The organism is Cryobacterium melibiosiphilum, from assembly GCF_003602235.1.
GTDB lineage: Bacteria > Actinomycetota > Actinomycetes > Actinomycetales > Microbacteriaceae > Cryobacterium > Cryobacterium melibiosiphilum.
Genome location: NZ_QZVS01000080.1, coordinates 41,609 through 56,941, shown reverse-complemented (window position 1 = coordinate 56,941; position 15,333 = coordinate 41,609). Strand labels below are relative to the sequence as shown.

13 protein-coding genes are annotated in these 15,333 nt (G+C 66.7%); 4 read left to right on the top strand and 9 right to left on the bottom strand.

Features of this window, described 5'->3' with window-relative positions; genetic code table 11:
* Window positions 1–9: 9 nt before the first annotated feature.
* From D6T64_RS09400 to D6T64_RS09380, 5 genes are all read right to left on the bottom strand, one after another.
* Window positions 10–1,821 (bottom strand): peptidoglycan D,D-transpeptidase FtsI family protein, encoded by a 1,812-nt coding sequence (locus tag D6T64_RS09400; RefSeq protein ID WP_233550985.1) that lies wholly within the window; start codon window positions 1,819–1,821, stop codon window positions 10–12.
* A gap of 33 nt (window positions 1,822–1,854) precedes the next feature.
* Window positions 1,855–2,436 (bottom strand): hypothetical protein, encoded by a 582-nt coding sequence (locus D6T64_RS09395; RefSeq protein WP_119974460.1) that lies wholly within the window; start codon window positions 2,434–2,436, stop codon window positions 1,855–1,857.
* On the bottom strand, window positions 2,433–3,452 hold the full coding sequence (gene rsmH / locus D6T64_RS09390; protein WP_119974459.1) for a 16S rRNA (cytosine(1402)-N(4))-methyltransferase RsmH: 1,020 nt from the start codon (window positions 3,450–3,452) through the stop codon (window positions 2,433–2,435). The genes D6T64_RS09395 and rsmH overlap by 4 nt, the downstream gene beginning before the upstream one ends.
* A gap of 100 nt (window positions 3,453–3,552) precedes the next feature.
* Window positions 3,553–3,984, bottom strand: coding sequence for a division/cell wall cluster transcriptional repressor MraZ (gene mraZ / locus D6T64_RS09385; RefSeq protein ID WP_119974501.1), 432 nt, complete (start codon window positions 3,982–3,984; stop codon window positions 3,553–3,555).
* A 322-nt stretch (window positions 3,985–4,306) separates the two neighbouring features.
* Window positions 4,307–4,687, bottom strand: a complete 381-nt coding sequence (locus D6T64_RS09380; RefSeq protein WP_119974458.1) for a DUF3040 domain-containing protein — start codon at window positions 4,685–4,687, stop codon at window positions 4,307–4,309.
* A gap of 75 nt (window positions 4,688–4,762) precedes the next feature.
* Here D6T64_RS09380 and D6T64_RS09375 point away from each other — a divergent pair, with 75 nt between their 5' ends.
* Window positions 4,763–5,863, top strand: coding sequence for a polyprenyl synthetase family protein (locus D6T64_RS09375; protein ID WP_119974457.1), 1,101 nt, complete (start codon window positions 4,763–4,765; stop codon window positions 5,861–5,863).
* Between the two features lie 33 nt (window positions 5,864–5,896).
* On the opposite strand, the gene D6T64_RS09370 is transcribed toward D6T64_RS09375, so the two are convergent.
* Window positions 5,897–6,238, bottom strand: a complete 342-nt coding sequence (locus D6T64_RS09370) for an Rv2175c family DNA-binding protein (RefSeq protein WP_119974456.1) — start codon at window positions 6,236–6,238, stop codon at window positions 5,897–5,899.
* A gap of 175 nt (window positions 6,239–6,413) precedes the next feature.
* On the opposite strand from D6T64_RS09370, the gene D6T64_RS09365 reads away from it, so the two are divergent.
* Both D6T64_RS09365 and pknB read left to right on the top strand, forming a co-directional pair.
* Window positions 6,414–7,733, top strand: coding sequence for a LysM peptidoglycan-binding domain-containing protein (locus tag D6T64_RS09365; protein WP_233550983.1), 1,320 nt, complete (start codon window positions 6,414–6,416; stop codon window positions 7,731–7,733).
* 115 nt (window positions 7,734–7,848) lie between these two features.
* Complete coding sequence (pknB, locus tag D6T64_RS09360) at window positions 7,849–9,822, top strand: Stk1 family PASTA domain-containing Ser/Thr kinase (protein ID WP_119974454.1); 1,974 nt, start codon at window positions 7,849–7,851, stop codon at window positions 9,820–9,822.
* A 279-nt stretch (window positions 9,823–10,101) separates the two neighbouring features.
* Here the strand turns inward: pknB and D6T64_RS09355 are convergent, their stop codons facing one another.
* From D6T64_RS09355 to D6T64_RS09345, 3 genes are all read right to left on the bottom strand, one after another.
* Window positions 10,102–11,472 (bottom strand): class II 3-deoxy-7-phosphoheptulonate synthase, encoded by a 1,371-nt coding sequence (locus D6T64_RS09355; protein WP_377011439.1) that lies wholly within the window; start codon window positions 11,470–11,472, stop codon window positions 10,102–10,104.
* 120 nt (window positions 11,473–11,592) lie between these two features.
* Window positions 11,593–12,282: a lysophospholipid acyltransferase family protein gene (locus D6T64_RS09350; RefSeq protein ID WP_119974453.1), complete on the bottom strand. Its 690-nt coding sequence runs from the start codon at window positions 12,280–12,282 to the stop codon at window positions 11,593–11,595.
* A 43-nt stretch (window positions 12,283–12,325) separates the two neighbouring features.
* Window positions 12,326–13,270 carry an ROK family glucokinase gene (locus tag D6T64_RS09345; protein ID WP_119974452.1) on the bottom strand — a complete coding sequence of 315 codons (945 nt, stop codon included), beginning with the start codon at window positions 13,268–13,270 and terminating at the stop codon, window positions 12,326–12,328.
* 208 nt (window positions 13,271–13,478) lie between these two features.
* Here D6T64_RS09345 and D6T64_RS09340 point away from each other — a divergent pair, with 208 nt between their 5' ends.
* Entirely contained in the window at window positions 13,479–15,311 is a 1,833-nt protein-coding gene (locus tag D6T64_RS09340) for an AMP-dependent synthetase/ligase (RefSeq protein WP_119974451.1), read from the top strand.
* The last annotated feature ends 22 nt before the right edge of the window (window positions 15,312–15,333 follow it).

Here is a 15,333-nt window from a genome sequence, read left to right as displayed (position 1 = left end):
CTTTCTTTTCTACCAGGTCGCGGGGAGGTCAGGGGCAGGTGCGCCCGACGGAACCGCCCGGTACTTCTTCAGCACCTGGCTCATGACCTTCTGAAAGATCGGAGCCGGCGCGGCAGACGTATTCATATTAACAGGGTCGGCGAGGCTGACCGACACGACGTACTCGGGGTCGTCGGCCGGCGCGAAGCCCGAGACCGAGACGAGGTAGCCGTCGGAATACCCCCCGTTGCCGTCGGGCATCTGGGCGGTTCCGGTCTTGGCCGCGACTCGATATCCCGGGATTTCCCAGATCTTGTTGACCCAGCTGTTCTGGTAGACCATCTCGAGTACGTCGCTGGTGTCACCGGCAGCGGAGGCAGAAATGACCTGGCTTCCGGTCGCGCTCGGTTGGTCGGTCAGCGTGCCGTCGGCCTGTCGACAGCCCTCGATCAGCTGCACGGGCATCCGCACGCCGCCGTTGGCGATGGTCTGATAAATGCTGGAGACCTGCAGTGCCGTGGTCGTGAGTCCCTGGCCGAACATGGTCGCGTACTGGGTCTGGCTGTCCCAGTTCTCGGGGTCGCGCAGGATTCCGGAGTCTTCGGCGGGAAAGCCGGTTTCGGTGGCCGCGCCGACGCCGAACTTCTTCATGTAGTCGTAGCGCTCCTTGTTCGAGAGCAGCTCGCCGAATTTCGACATGCCGGTGTTCGACGAGTCGATGAGCACGCCGGTCATGGTCAGCTTGTCGTCGCCGTGGGCATGGCTGTCGTTGATGTTGGCACCGTTGGCGGGCAGATAACGGTAGGGCGCCACGACCCCGCTGTTCACGGTGGCTTTACCCGAGTCGAGCACGGATGCCGCGGTCAGCGACTTGAACGTCGATCCCGGCTCGAACGAGGCCGTGAAGGCGCGGGATCCGCGGTTCTCGGGGTCTTCGGTGCCGCTCACGTTGTTCGGGTCGACGCTGGGATAGTCGGCCACGGCCACGAGCTTGCCCGTCTTGGCCTCCTGCACGACGACGGTGCCCCAGGCCGCTCCGGTCGCCTGGGCCTGCTCGGCGAGGGCCTGCTGCACAAACCAATTCAGGTCGGAGTCGATGGTGGTCACGACGTCGCCGCCGTCGACGGCCGGGGTCGTCGTGACGCTGCTCCCGGGAATGCGCACTCCGTCAGCGCCCTTTTCGTACGTTTCGGTGCCGTCGACACTGGCGAGGCAGGAGTCTTCGCCGAGTTCGAGGCCGGCCTGGGCCTTACCCTCAGAGGACACAAAGCCGACGAGGTTTCCGGCCACGGCACCGTTCGGATAGACCCGGCTGGGGTTGGTGCGCGGGTAGATCCACGGGATGTCGAGGTCGTTGATGGCGCGGAGCGCGTCGACGTCGACGGCCCGGGTCAGGTATACGAAGTCGGAGTCGGGGTTGTCGGCCAGGGCCGCGTCGAGCATGGCCTCGATATCGGGACCGGTTTGCCCCGTGACGGCTCCGAGCTCGGCGGCGGCCTGGCCGACGCTGATCGATGTCTTCTCCCCCTCGACGGTGCGGTAGAAGGACTTCGCATTTTTCGGCGACGCGGTCACGTCGTAGCGCATGACCGAACCGGCCAGCAGGACACCGTTGGCATCGAGAATGTCGCCGCGGGCGGCGTAGACGGTCTGCCCGACGGAACGGTTGCCGACGGAGTCGGCGGTGAGGGCATCCGCTCGCACGACCTGGATGTCGACGAGCTTCACCACGAAAACGGCGACGACCGCGAACAGCACGAGCACGGTGACGGCGACGCGCCGTCGGCTGGAGTTGCTGCGCCGATTCATTCCGGGCGCACGGGGCCCTGTCTTCCTCGGCACGGGTAAATCCTTACTGCGGCGTGAGCCGCGGGTTTATCGGGTGGCGGGCGAGGGCAGTCCGCTTTTGATCGGAACCGCGGGGGTGGGTGTGACTGCAACAGTAGCCGCGCCACCGTCGGCAGTGCCGAGCGACGCGTCGTCAATTTGGGTGAGTACGGCGGAATCGGTCAGGAGCGAGTTCGGCACGAGGCTCGCAGCCCCACCCTGCGACCCGAGCGCCGAGCTGGGGGCACCGAGAACCGCACCGTCCGAGAGGCGCAGGTACACCGGATTGGAGTTGCTGACCATGCCGAGGGACTCGGCGTTGGAGGCGAGGCTCTGCGGCGAGGACAACCGCACGAGGTCCTGGCTGACGCTCTCAGACGTGCGGCCGAGTTCGACCTGCTCTCCGCGGAGGGTCGAGATCTCATACGCACCCTGGGAGATGCCGACGCTCAGCAACAGCTGCGCGATCACGATCGCCGCAACACCGGCGGTCGCGGTGAGCGCGTACGTGATGCGGGGTCGCTTGCGGTGCGCCGCCGCCGGAGCCACGATCTCGAGTCGGCGCTCGGTCGGCGCCGCGGACGGGCTCGGGGTGAAACTCGGTCGAACGCGTGCGAGGTTGTCGCTCATTCGGCCCTCCTCAGTCGTTCGGCGGCACGCAGGCGCACCGGTGTTGCACGGGGGTTCTCGGCTTTTTCATCGTCGGATGCCAGTTCGGCGCCGCGGATGAGGAGGGTGAAGAGCGGTTTGTGTTCGGGCAGTTCAACCGGCAGACCGGCCGGGGCGGTGGAACCGGATGCGGCGGCGAGGGCACGCTTGACGAGCCGGTCTTCCAGGGATTGGTAGGCCATGACGACGATGCGGCCGCCGACCGCGACGCTCTCGAGAGCGGCGGGAATGGCCCGTTCGAGCACGGCGAGTTCCTGGTTGACCTCGATGCGCAACGCCTGGAAGACGCGCTTGGCGGGGTGTCCCATCCTCTGCACCGCGACCGGCGTTGCCGCCGTGATGACCTCAACGAGCCGGCCCGACCGCACGAAGGGTGTCGTCTCCCGGGCGTCGACGATGGCTTTGGCGTAGCGCGCCGCGAGTTTCTCTTCGCCGTAATCGCGGAAGATGCGACGAAGGTCCGCCTCGCTGTACTCGGCGAGGATCCGTTCCGCGGTGAAGTCCTGGGTGTTGTCCATGCGCATGTCGAGCGGGGCGTCCTTGGAGTAGGAGAAGCCGCGGTCGACGCGGTCGATCTGCAGGGAGGACACGCCGAGGTCGAAGAGCACGCCGGCGACCTCGGGAATACCCAGTCCGTCGAGGGCCTCCGCGATGCCGTCGTAGACGGTGTGCACGAGGTGGATCCGGTCGCTGAACGGCGCGAGGCGTTCTGCCGCAATGGCGAGGGCGTCAGTGTCGCGGTCGAGGCCGACCAGGGTCAGCTCCGGGAATCGCTGCAGGAAGGCTTCGGCATGGCCGGCCATGCCGAGCGTCGCGTCGACGAGCACGGCGCCGGGCGCGCTCAGCGCGGGGGCAAGCAGCTCGATGCACCGTTCCAGCAGAACCGGGGTGTGGATATCGCTGAGCGGGCTACTGAGCGGGCTGCCGATCGGACGGCCGGGGTGCTCGCCAGTGGGTGGGCTGTCGTTGGTTGTCATAATGCCGGGCCAGACCCTGAGTCCTGATTCCCATCCATTCCTGACCTGGCACCGGGGAAGTGTGTCAGGGAAAGAACGGCTGGGAGTCAGGGGCCAGGGGCTAGAAGAGTCCCGGAATCACCTCCTCCGTGGTGTTGGCGAATGAGATCTCCTGCTCGGCCAGGTAGCTGCTCCAGGCCTCGCTGTCCCAGATTTCGACGCGGCTGCCAGCACCGATGACGGTGAGCTCCCGGTCGAGTCCCGCGTAGGTACGGAGGTTTGCGGGAATGGTGACGCGGTTCTGCTTGTCCGGCGTTTCCGAGCTCGCGCCGGAGAGGAACACCCTGAGGTAGTCCCGCGCCTGCTTGCTCGTCACGGGGGCCTGGCGGATCTTGTCGTGCAGCTCCCCGAACTCCTGGGTGCTGAAGACGTAGATGCAGTTTTCCTGACCACGGGTCATGACTACCCCGGTGGAGAGCTCCTCGCGAAACTTCGCGGGGAGAATGATGCGGCCTTTTTCATCGAGTTTGGGGGCGTAGGTCCCGAGGAACATCGTCACCCCTTCCCGATTCGACGGATTCGCTCCACCCGGCTCAGGTGTTGCTCCACTTTACTCCACTATCACCCACGTTCTCCGGATTCACGAGCAGATTCGGAGAATGTTCACCGGAACACCCGGAAACTACGGGGATCGGATCGGTGGAGGAAAAGGGAGGGGCCTGAGCTTTTCGCGCGGGATCTGGACGAAAAATGGGCGCAAAAAAAGGGCCGATCGGATGATCGGCCCTTTTGGAGGTCAGATTATGAAGTCTGGGGCGGTGCGTGTGAAGCGTGGGGAGAGCTGTGGAGCTGGTGGAACAGGCTTGACGCTCGAGCTACTGCTGTCCGTCCTGGCGACGGTCCCAACGGTCGTTCATGCGATCCATGAAGCCCTGCTCCGACGAGGCCGGCGCAGAGCTGCGGCCGGCGGGGGGCGGACCGGAGAATCCGCGAACGGATTTTCCGGGGGTGATGGCAATCAGCACGCCGCCGAACATGAGCGCGAAGCCCACGATGCCCAGCCACAGTTGCTGCAGTGCAACCCCGGCTATCAGCGCGCCGATTCCGGCAACGGCAAGCAAGACGCCGATGACGATTGAGCGATAGTTGGGTCGAAGTCTCGTCACACCGACGCTGGCGACAAAGTCGGCATCGTTGTGATAGAGGCTGCGCTCCATCTCTTCAAGGAGTCGCTGCTCCTGTTCCGAAAGCGGCATCTCATTCCCTCCAATAACGGGATCGAGCGGGTTGGCTCTCAATTCTAACCCCGCCACGGTGGCTAGGCTAGGCAGGTGACTGAAAGCACCCATCTGGTCGATCTGGTTGATTCTCGTGTCGACGAATTCCTGATTACCCGTGAACCAATTGTGACCTTGATCAGCCGTGACCTGACGCCGTTAGTGGACTTCTCACGGCAATTTCTCAGCGGTGGAAAGCGGTTTCGAGCCCTCTTCTGTTACTGGGGTTGGCAGAGCGTTCGGGGCGACGAATCCGGCGACCTCAGACCCGTCGTTTCGGCCGCCGCCGCCCTCGAAATCTTCCATGCCGCGGCACTCGTTCACGACGACATCATCGATAATTCCGACACCCGGCGGGGCGGAGCATCCGCTCACAAACTGTTCGAGGGCCTGCACCGGTCGGAGGGCTGGGCGGGCACCGCCGACGACTTCGGCCGCGCGTCCGCCATCCTGCTCGGCGACCTGCTGCTCGGCTGGAGCGATGAGCTGCTCGACGAGGGGCTCGAGGCCCTGCCCGCGGATGCGCCGACCCGTGCCGCCGGCCGGCGCGCCCGGCTCGAGTTCAACCACATGCGCACCGAGGTCACCGCGGGCCAGTACCTGGACATCCTGGAAGAACGGGCATGGATCGTGCAGGCCGAGTCGGAACTGCTCGAGCGGGCGCTGCGGGTCATCACGTTCAAATCCGCCAAGTACAGCGTGCAGGCGCCGCTCGTGATCGGCGCGGCTCTCGCCGGCGGCACCGCGGAGCAACTGGACGCCCTGCGGGCTTTCGGGCTACCGCTCGGTATCGCCTACCAGCTGCGCGACGACCTGCTCGGAGTCTTCGGCGACGCATCCGTCACCGGAAAGCCGAGCGGGGACGACCTGCGCGAGGGTAAGCGCACGGTATTGGTGGCCCTGGCTCGCGAAACGCTCACCGCGGGCGAGCGCAGCCTGTTTGATGGGGAACTCGGCGACGTCACGCTGGATGCGGCCCGCATCGTGGCGCTGCAGGAGCTGATCCTGGCCAGTGGAGCGGTCGACCGGGTCGAAGCGATGATCGCCGACCGGGTTGCCGAGGCCGAAGCGGTGCTTGCGGACGCACCGCTGGCAGAGGGTGCTCGGGACCAGCTGAGAACGCTCAGCGCGAGGGTGACGCGCCGAGCGTTCTAACCGCGGTCGTTCTCATCGCGGCGTGGCGCTGGCTCAGGCCAGCGCCTGGGCGACGCGGCGCACCTCGGCCTTGCGGCCGGCGCGGAGCGCGTCGATCGGGGCAACGCCGAGGCTGTCGTCGACGTTGAGCAGCCAGTCCATGGCCTGGTCGTCGGTGAAGCCGTCATCGCCGAGCACATAGATGGTGCCGCGCAGTTCGGGGAGCGGAGCGCCATCACGGATGAACGCGGCGGGAACCTGCAGCACGCCGTCACGGCGAATCGCGAGCAGGAGTTTGTCTTCAATCAGCTGCTTGACACGGCTGGGGCTCACGTTGAGCACATTTACAAGGGCAGGGAGGGTAAGCCACTGAGGCTCTGAAAACTCTTCGGTCACCTGCTAAGCCTCCCACGAATCGAGGTTCGGTTCAAACATCACGACGTGGGGTCACCCATCCGCTTGCACAACTCCCTGCACATTCGCCCCACCCGCACCACTGATTGACTCCTCTATCGATGTGTGCCAGCGTGGTCAGTCGACCGCAACGAACGGGAGCTCAATGTCGGCTGAAGTGAGCACAATCGTCCAGAAAGTCGTGGCCTTGGCCCAAAAGCGCCGGGATTCCCGGCCCAACGATGAGACCCCCAGTTCGCGGGGTGCCTCTCGGAGCCTGGCCCTGAGCGTGCCGATCGTGCTCGTGAGCACCCTCGCCATCTCGCTGAATCTGGCTTCCCCCGCGCAGGCGGCCGTCATCGCGAAGAAACCTCTCGGCTCCGGCCCGCTCCTTGCCGCGCCCGCACCGACCCTCGCGACGGCTGCCGTGCGCGCCGAGGCCGCACCCGTCGACTACACCGTGGCGGAGGGCGACACGATCAGCGGCATCGCGGCACGGTTCGGGCTCGCGAGTGCGTCCGTCCTGGCTCTCAACGGCCTGGGCTGGTCGGCGCTCATCTTTCCCGGCCAGGTACTGAAACTGGCCGAGCAGGCCCCGGCACCCGCGGCGACCCCGGCAGCCGCGCCCGCCGCCGGACAGCACACGGTGGCGTCCGGCGATACCATCAGCGGCATCGCGGCGGGCTCCGGGCAGTCGATCCAGGCGATCCTCGACGCCAACGGACTCACCCGGAGCAGCACTATCTTTCCCGGGCAGTCCCTCGTGATCCCGGGCGCCGCGGCAACCGTGGCCGCCGTCACGCCCGTTGCTGCTCCGGTCGCCATCACCCCCGTGGCCTTCGTGGCACCGCCGGCCGGCAGCCACACCATAGCCGCCGGCGACACCATCGGCGCCGTCGCGGCCGCTGCGGGCCTGTCGGTGCAGGAGATGCTCGACGCCAATGGCCTCGGCTGGTCGAGCATCATCTACCCCGGCCAGGTGCTGACCGTCCCGCAGCCGGCCGCCGTCATCGCGGCCGCTGCGGCAGCGGCAGCGGCAGAGGCCGCGGCCGCGGCTGCCCAGGCCGAAACAGCCGTCGCCGTGACCACCGTCATGACCGACGAGATGCGCCAGAACGCCCAGACCATCGTCTCGGTCGGCCGGGCGGCCGGCGTCTCCGACCAGGGTCTCGTGATCGCCCTCGCCGCTGCGGCCCAGGAATCCGGCCTGCGCAACGTGGACCATGGCGACCGCGACTCGCTCGGCCTCTTCCAGCAGCGTCCCAGCATCGGGTGGGGCACCGACGAGCAGGTCATGGATCCGACCCGGGCGAGCCTCGCCTTCTTCGGTGGTGCCGGTAACCCCAACCCCGGTGTGACCCGCGGGCTGCTCGACATTCCCGGCTGGGAATCGATGAGCGTGACGGATGCCGCCCAGGCGGTGCAAATATCCGCTCACCCCGATTTCTATGCCAAGTGGGAGGCTTCGGCACGGCTCTGGTTGCCGCAGCTGGGCTGACGATCGGTCTTCGTCGGTCTCCCCGCAGCCCTCCGGCTGCCAATAGGGTGTGCAGGATTCGTCTTGGCGGAGTGTTTGCCGCCCGGGCGCTCCGCGAATCCCTAGAATAAATCGAGTGAGTGATATTCCGACCGACCCGATGCTCGGCCGTCTGATCGATGGTCGTTATGAGGTGCGCTCGCGAATCGCCCGCGGGGGCATGGCAACGGTCTACCTCGCGACCGACCTGCGCTTGGAGCGGCGGGTCGCACTCAAGATCATGCACGGGCATCTCGCCGATGACGCCGCCTTTCGCAGCCGATTCATCCAGGAGGCCCGCTCGGCCGCGAGGCTCGCCCATCCCAACGTGGTCAACGTCTTCGACCAGGGCCAGGACGCCGATATGGCCTACCTGGTCATGGAGTATCTTCCCGGCATCACCCTGCGCGACCTGCTCAAGGACTATGGCCGGCTGACGCCGGAGCAGACCCTCGACATTCTCGAAGCCGTGCTCAGCGGTCTCGCCGCCGCCCACAAGGCCGGCATCGTGCACCGCGACGTCAAACCCGAGAACGTGTTGCTCGCCGACGACGGCCGCATCAAGATCAGCGACTTCGGCCTCGCTCGCGCGAGCAATAACAACACCGCCACCGGACAGGCCCTGCTCGGCACCATCGCCTACCTCTCCCCCGAGCTGGTCACGCGGGGTGTAGCGGATGCCCGCAGCGACATTTACGCCCTCGGAATCATGACCTTTGAGATGCTCACCGGCGAGCAGCCATATGTGGGCGACGCGCCCATGCAGATCGCCTACCAGCACGCGAACGACACCGTGCCGATGCCGAGCAGCAAGGTGCCGTCGATCCCCCAGGAACTCGACGAACTGGTGCTGTGGGCCACGGCCCGCGACCCGGAACAGCGGCCCAGAGACGCTCGCGTCATGCTCGACCAGCTGCTCGACGTCGGAAGCATGCTGCGCCCGGCAGCGGCCGGTGCACAGACGATGGTCATGCCGCGCGGCGGCCAGTCCAGCGGAGTGCTGCTCGGGGCACCGGTCTCCGCCCTGACGGCCGAAGCCGAAACCCAGATTCTCGGAGCCGCCACCCTCGTGGCAACCGGGCCGGGAGCCCCCAACGACCTCGTGCTGCCGGGCGGCGGCACGGTACCCAACGGAACCGTGCTGGCCAAGAAGACGCGTGGCCGCAAGACCCGCGGCTACTGGCTCTTTGCCCTCGTGCTCTTTCTCGCGACTCTGGTCGGCGGCACCGGCTGGTATTTCGGCTCGGGCCCGGGCTCCGAGGTGGCCGTCCCCAGTTCCCTGGTGGGCACCACGCCGGAAGACGCCGCCGCACAGCTGCTCGAACTCGGGCTCATTGCCGAACCCGGCGAGGTGTACAGCGCCACCGTCGCGGAAGGCCTCGTCGTCGCAACGGATCCCGATGCCGGTACTCGGCTCGCCCAGGACAGCGTCGTGACCGTCATCGTCTCACTGGGGCTGCAGCCCATCACCCTGCCCACCCTCGCCGGCCTCAGCCAGGCCGACGCGGAAAACGCCATCACCGGTCTCGCTGCTGTCGTCGGCACGATCGACCCGGTCTTCAATGCCGACGTCGAGTCGGGAGTCGTGATCGCAGCGACCAGAGAGAGCGATGGCGGCGATGTATCCGCTGGTGGCGGCTACTTCGAAGGCCTGACCGTCAACCTCGTCGTGTCTCTCGGCGCCATCCCGGCCGTGGCCGGCGAGACGGTGCAGGACGCCACGGCCATCTTCGCCGACAAGGGCCTCCTGGTCACGCGCGGCGAGGAGTCCTACCACGACAGCATTCCCGAAGGAGACGTGATCCGCGGCACAGCGCCCGAGGGAACGATCCGCGCCGGCGCAACGATCACGCTGACCATCTCCCGTGGCCCGGAGCCGGTCGAGGTGCCCAACGTCGTCGGTATGGGCTGGAGCGAGGGCAAACAGGCCCTGATCGACCTCGGCTTTGAGCTGAGCTACAATCCCGGAGCCGACCTGGTCGCTGCGCTGCTGAAGATCACGTCGACGGACCCCGTGGCCGGAACATCCGCTCCCCGGGGCAGCACAGTCACCCTCACCGGCCAGATCTAGGCCACAGCACGTCCTGGCGCACGGCGCGCCCGATATTGGTGCGCTACTGTCACGGCGGTAGCGCTCACCCGCATCGGGCGCGGTCGTGCTCAGCGCGACCGCGCCTGACAGGTACTCACTTCGCGGCACTCGCTCAGTCAGCGGGCACTCGTTGAGCCAGCGGGCACTCATCGGAACAAGTGCCGGCTCGCAGAACGAGTGCCGCGACAGCGGGACCGAGCCTCAGCAGCCCCGGGCGCGGCATCCGCTGCCGAGAACGGATGCCGCTGAGCTGATTATCTAGCGGACGGCGAGTTCCTCGGCGACCAGGAAGGCCAGTTCGAGGGACTGCATGTGGTTCAGTCGCGGGTCGCAGAGCGACTCGTAGCGGGTCGCCAGGGCGGCCTCGTCGATGTGCTCCGAACCGCCGAGGCACTCGGTGACGTCGTCGCCGGTGAGCTCCACGTGGATGCCGCCCGGGTGCGTGCCGACCGCGCGGTGTGCCTCGAAGAAGCCCTTGACCTCGTCGACGACGTCATCGAACCGACGGGTCTTGTAGCCGGTCGGAGTCGTGACGCCGTTGCCGTGCATCGGGTCGGTGACCCAGAGCGGGGTGGCGTCGCTCGCCTTGATCGCCTCGAGGAGGGGCGGCAGGGCATCGCGGATCTTTCCGGCGCCCATGCGGGTGATGAAGGTCAGGCGACCGGGTTCGCGGTTCGGGTCGAGCTTGTCGATCAGGCGCAGCATGTCGTCGGCCGAGGTGCTCGGGCCGAGCTTGACGCCGATAGGGTTGCGCACGCGCGAGAGGAAGTCGACGTGGGCACCGTCGAGGTCGCGGGTGCGCTCCCCGATCCAGACGAAGTGCGCACTCGTGTTGTAGGGCGTGCCGGTGCGGGAGTCGATGCGCGTCATCGGGCGCTCGTAGTCCATCAGCAGGCCCTCGTGGCTTGTGTAGAACTCGGTGCGGCGAAGGGCTTCGAAATCGGCGCCGCAGGCGATCATGAACTTGATCGCGCGGTCGATCTCCTTGGCCAGCTTCTCGTAGCGCTGGTTGGCCGGGTTTGCGGCGAAGCCCTGGTTCCAGCTGTGCACCTGGCGCAGGTCGGCAAAGCCGCCCTGCGTGAAGGCACGGATGAGGTTGAGGGTCGACGCGGCGGTGTGGTACCCCTTCACCAGGCGGGCCGGGTCGGCCTCGCGAGACTCCGGGGTGAAGTCGTAACCGTTGACGATGTCGCCGCGGTAGGCGGGCAGTGTGACGTCGCCGCGGGTCTCGAAGTTGCTCGAGCGCGGCTTGGCGAACTGGCCGGCCATGCGGCCCATCTTGATCACGGGCATCGAGGCACCGTAGGTGAGCACGACGGCCATCTGCAACACGGTCTTGACGCGATTGCGGATCTGCTCGGCGGTGGCGCCGCTGAAGGTCTCGGCGCAGTCGCCGCCCTGCAGCAGGAAGGCGTGGCCGCTGGCGGCCTGGGCGAGCCGGTCGCGCAGGATGTCGACCTCGCCCGCGAAGACGAGAGGCGGCTGCGTGGCCAGCTCGGCGGAGGCCGCGGCTACGACGGCGGCGTCGGGCCAGGACGGCTGCTGCTTGATCGGCAGTGTGCGCCAGTGGTCAAGGCCGGCGATCACGGATTTTTCTGCCACGACAACCGGTTCGGTGGGGTCTACCACGGGGTGATTCCTGGTTTCTCTTGGGCGCACATCGTCCGAGCTCGAGAGTATCGAGCTGTCATCGGTCGAGAACTGTGGGCGGTGAACAGGCCTAAACGTGCTAGACGGCCTGCGCTGAGCCTATCGCGAAAGGGTCGCGCGCTTTTCCTTGACGGACGTGGCATAGACGTCGACGTACTCCTGGGTGCTGAGGCGCTGCAGCTCGTACATGAGCTCATCGGTCACGCTGCGCAGCACGAAGCGGTCGCCCTCCATGCCCTCGAAACGGGTGAAGTCGAGCGGAGTGCCGATCACGATGCCGATGCGCCGAACCTTCGGGATGCGCGTGCCGGTCGGCATGGCCTTCTCGGTGTCGATCATCGCGACCGGGATCACCGGGACACCGGATTCCAGCACCATGCGGGCCACGCCGGTACGGCCGCGATACATCTTGGCGTCGGGGCTGCGGGTGCCCTCGGGATAGATGCCCAGCACGCCGCCCTGGCCGAGAACCCGGAGCCCGGTGTTCAGGGAATCCTCGGAGGCCTTGCCCCCCGAACGGTCGATCGGCAGCTGGCCCGTCGCCTTGAAGAACTGCTTGGTCGCCCAGCCCTTGAGGCCCTTGCCGGTGAAGTACTCGCTCTTGGCGAGGAAGACGACCCGGCGGGAGACGACGAGCGGCAGGAACACCGAGTCGATGAACGACAGGTGGTTGCTGGCGAGAATCACGCCGCCGTTCTTGGGGATGTTGTCGAGGCCGACGACCCAGGGCCGGAAGATACCGAGCAGCAGGGGGCCGACGACAATGTTCTTCATGAACCAGTAGAACAACGTTATTCCTTAGGTAAATTGACGGCGGCGTGACTGATGCAGCCTACTGCGTGACGCTGTGGCGGGCGAGGTCGGCCGCGCCGACGACTCCGGCGTCATTCACGAGCTGGGCGATCACGAACTCCGGCTCGGGGTGGTACCCGCGGGCGGGCAGGTGTTCCAGGAACGCGGTGCGAATCGGTTCGAGGAGCAGGTCCCCGGCCGCGGCCACTCCCCCGCCGAACACGAAGACCTGCGGGTCGAGCACGGCGCCGAGGCTCGCGCAGGCCTGGCCGAGGGCACCGCCGAGCTGGCGCAGCGCGGCGAGGGCACCGCCGTCGCCGGCCAGGATGAGCCGGCCGACCTCCTTGCCGGTCAGTTTGCCCTTGCGGGACCTGGCGGCGGCCAGCCCGAGCCCGACGCCACCGGCATCCGCATACTCGTTGGCGATGCGCAGCAGGGCCCGGCCGGATCCGTATTGCTCGATGCAGCCGTGGGCGCCGCACCCACAGGGCAGGCCGTTCGGCACGAGGCGCAGGTGCCCGAGCTCGGCGGCCGCGCCGAAGCCGCCGCGGAAGAGGCGATCGCCCGCGACGATGGCGCCGCCGACGCCGGTGCCGATGGTGAGCATGACCATGTCGTGGAAGGGCCGGCCGGCGCCGAAACGGAACTCCGCCCAGCCGGCGGCATTGGCGTCGTTCTCGATGAGGATCGGCAGGTCGAGTCGGGCCTCGAGCTTGGAGCGAAACGGCTCGTTGCGCCAGTTGATGTTGGGGGCGTAATGCACCGTGGATTGCTCGGCGTCGATGAATCCGGCGGCCGCGACACCGGCGGCGATGACCTGCTCCCCCGCCACGAGGCCCTCGATCATGGCCACGACGGCGTCTTCGATCTCACGAGGGTCGGTGGCCTCGGTGGGGACCCGATCGGAGCGGATGATGGTGCCGCTCGCGTCGACGAGGGCGCCGGCGATTTTGGTGCCCCCGATGTCAATTCCAATGGCGTGCACGGCGCACCTTTCGTGGTGGATGGTCATCGATGCGTCACAACTGTTATAAGCATGGGCGCGGCTCCGGGTGACCCACAACCGCACCCTCTAGAGTGTAGTAAAACAGTTTGCCGTGAGGCGAAAATGCCCCCTTGACCGCAGATTTACTTCGAGCGCAGATTTGCTCGGTAGAGTGTGGGCATCCGCTGCCGGTACCGAAGGAGTTACCGTGAAACAATTTGACGTCCCCGCCATCGTTCCCGCCGATCCCGGCGCCAATGTCACCGATCTTCTCATCGATCGTCTCGCCGCCACCCCCGACTCCGTGCTGTTCTCACTGCCGAGAAACGGTGAATGGGTGCCGGTCACGACACGCGAATTCCACACCCAGGTCGTCGCCCTCGCCAAGGGCCTCGTCGCCGCCGGCATCGCCCCCGGCGACAAAATCGGCTTGATGTGCAAGACCCGCTACGAGTGGACCCTCATCGACTTCGCCGTCTGGTTCGCCGGCGCCGTGCTCGTGCCGGTCTACGAGACCAGCTCCCCAAGCCAGGTGCAGTGGAACCTGAGCGACTCGGATGCCACGGCCCTCATTGTCGAGACGCCGGACCACTTCGCGCGCTTCGACGAGGTGCACCCGGACCTGCCGAACATCGGCCAGGTCTGGCAGATCGATCTGGGCGACCTCGACAAGCTGGCCGCCGGAGGCATCGACGTCGCGGACGCCGAGATCGACCGTCGCCGCAACCTCACCGTCGGCGACGACATGGCTACCCTGATCTACACCTCGGGGTCAACCGGTCGGCCGAAGGGCTGTGTGCTCACCCATGCGAACTTCCTCGAGACGAGCCGCAACTCCGCGGTGGCCCTCAAAGAGGTGCTCACGCACCCGCAGGGCGCCTCGACGCTACTGTTCATCACGACCGCGCACGTCTTCGCTCGTTTCATCTCGGTGCTCTGCGTGCACGCGGGCGTGCGGGTCGGGCACCAAGCCGACACTAAGCAGCTGCTGCCGGCTCTCGGCAGCTTCAAACCCACGTTTTTGCTGGCCGTTCCCCGGGTCTTCGAAAAGGTCTACAACTCCGCGCAGCAGAAAGCCGAGGCCGGCGGCAAGGGCAAGATCTTCGACGCGGCCGCCCACATCGCCGTCGAACATTCCAAGGCGGTCCAGGCCGGAACCACGATTCCGCTGATGATGAAGGTCAAGTTCGCCCTGTTCGACCGTCTCGTCTACAGCAAACTGCGCGCCGCGATGGGCGGCAACGTGGTCTACGCCGTCTCGGGCTCCGCGCCCCTCGGCGAACACCTGGGCCACTTCTTCCACAGCCTCGGCATCGTCATCCTGGAAGGCTACGGTCTCACCGAGACGACGGCCCCGGCGACGGTGAGCCTCGCCACCCGCGCCAAGATCGGCACGGTCGGCCCGCCGCTTCCGGGCGTCTCGGTGCGCGTCATGGACGACGGGGAGATCGAGGTGAAGGGCGTCAATGTCTTCAAGGAGTACTGGAAGAACCCCGAAGCCACCCGCGACACCTTCAACGAGGGCTGGCTGCGCACGGGCGACATCGGCTCCTTCGACAGCGACGGGTTCCTGACGATCACCGGCCGCAAGAAAGAGATCATCGTCACGGCCGGCGGCAAGAACGTCGCCCCCGCCGCGCTCGAAGATCCGATTCGCGCCAACCCGCTCGTCGGCCAGGTTGTCGTCGTCGGCGACCAGAAGCCCTTCATCTCGGCGCTCGTGACACTCGACCCGGATATGCTGCCGGTCTGGCTCAACAACAACCACGAGGATGCCGGAATGACCCTCACCGAGGCATCCGTCAACCCCGCCGTGCGCGCCGAAATCCAGCGGGCCGTCGACCTGGCCAACCAGGGTGTGTCCCGGGCTGAGTCGATTCGCAAGTTCACGCTGCTCGACATCGAACTGACCGAGGCGAGCGGGCACCTGACGCCGAAGATGAGCATCAAGCGCAACATCATTCTGCGGGACTTCGCCGCCACCATTGACGACATGTACGCCGGTGCACCGGTGACCGAGGGCTTCTCGATTCGGGACTAGCACCACCCCGAAAACGACCGGG

Bases quoted from the DNA above. Each gene is read 5' to 3' on its own strand.
- D6T64_RS09395 (WP_119974460.1), bottom strand. From the start codon at position 2,436: ATGAGCGACAACCTCGCACGCGTTCGACCGAGTTTCACCCCGAGCCCG.
- rsmH (WP_119974459.1), bottom strand. From the start codon at position 3,452: ATGACAACCAACGACAGCCCACCCACTGGCGAGCACCCCGGCCGTCCG.
- mraZ (WP_119974501.1), bottom strand. From the start codon at position 3,984: ATGTTCCTCGGGACCTACGCCCCCAAACTCGATGAAAAAGGCCGCATC.
- D6T64_RS09380 (WP_119974458.1), bottom strand. From the start codon at position 4,687: ATGCCGCTTTCGGAACAGGAGCAGCGACTCCTTGAAGAGATGGAGCGC.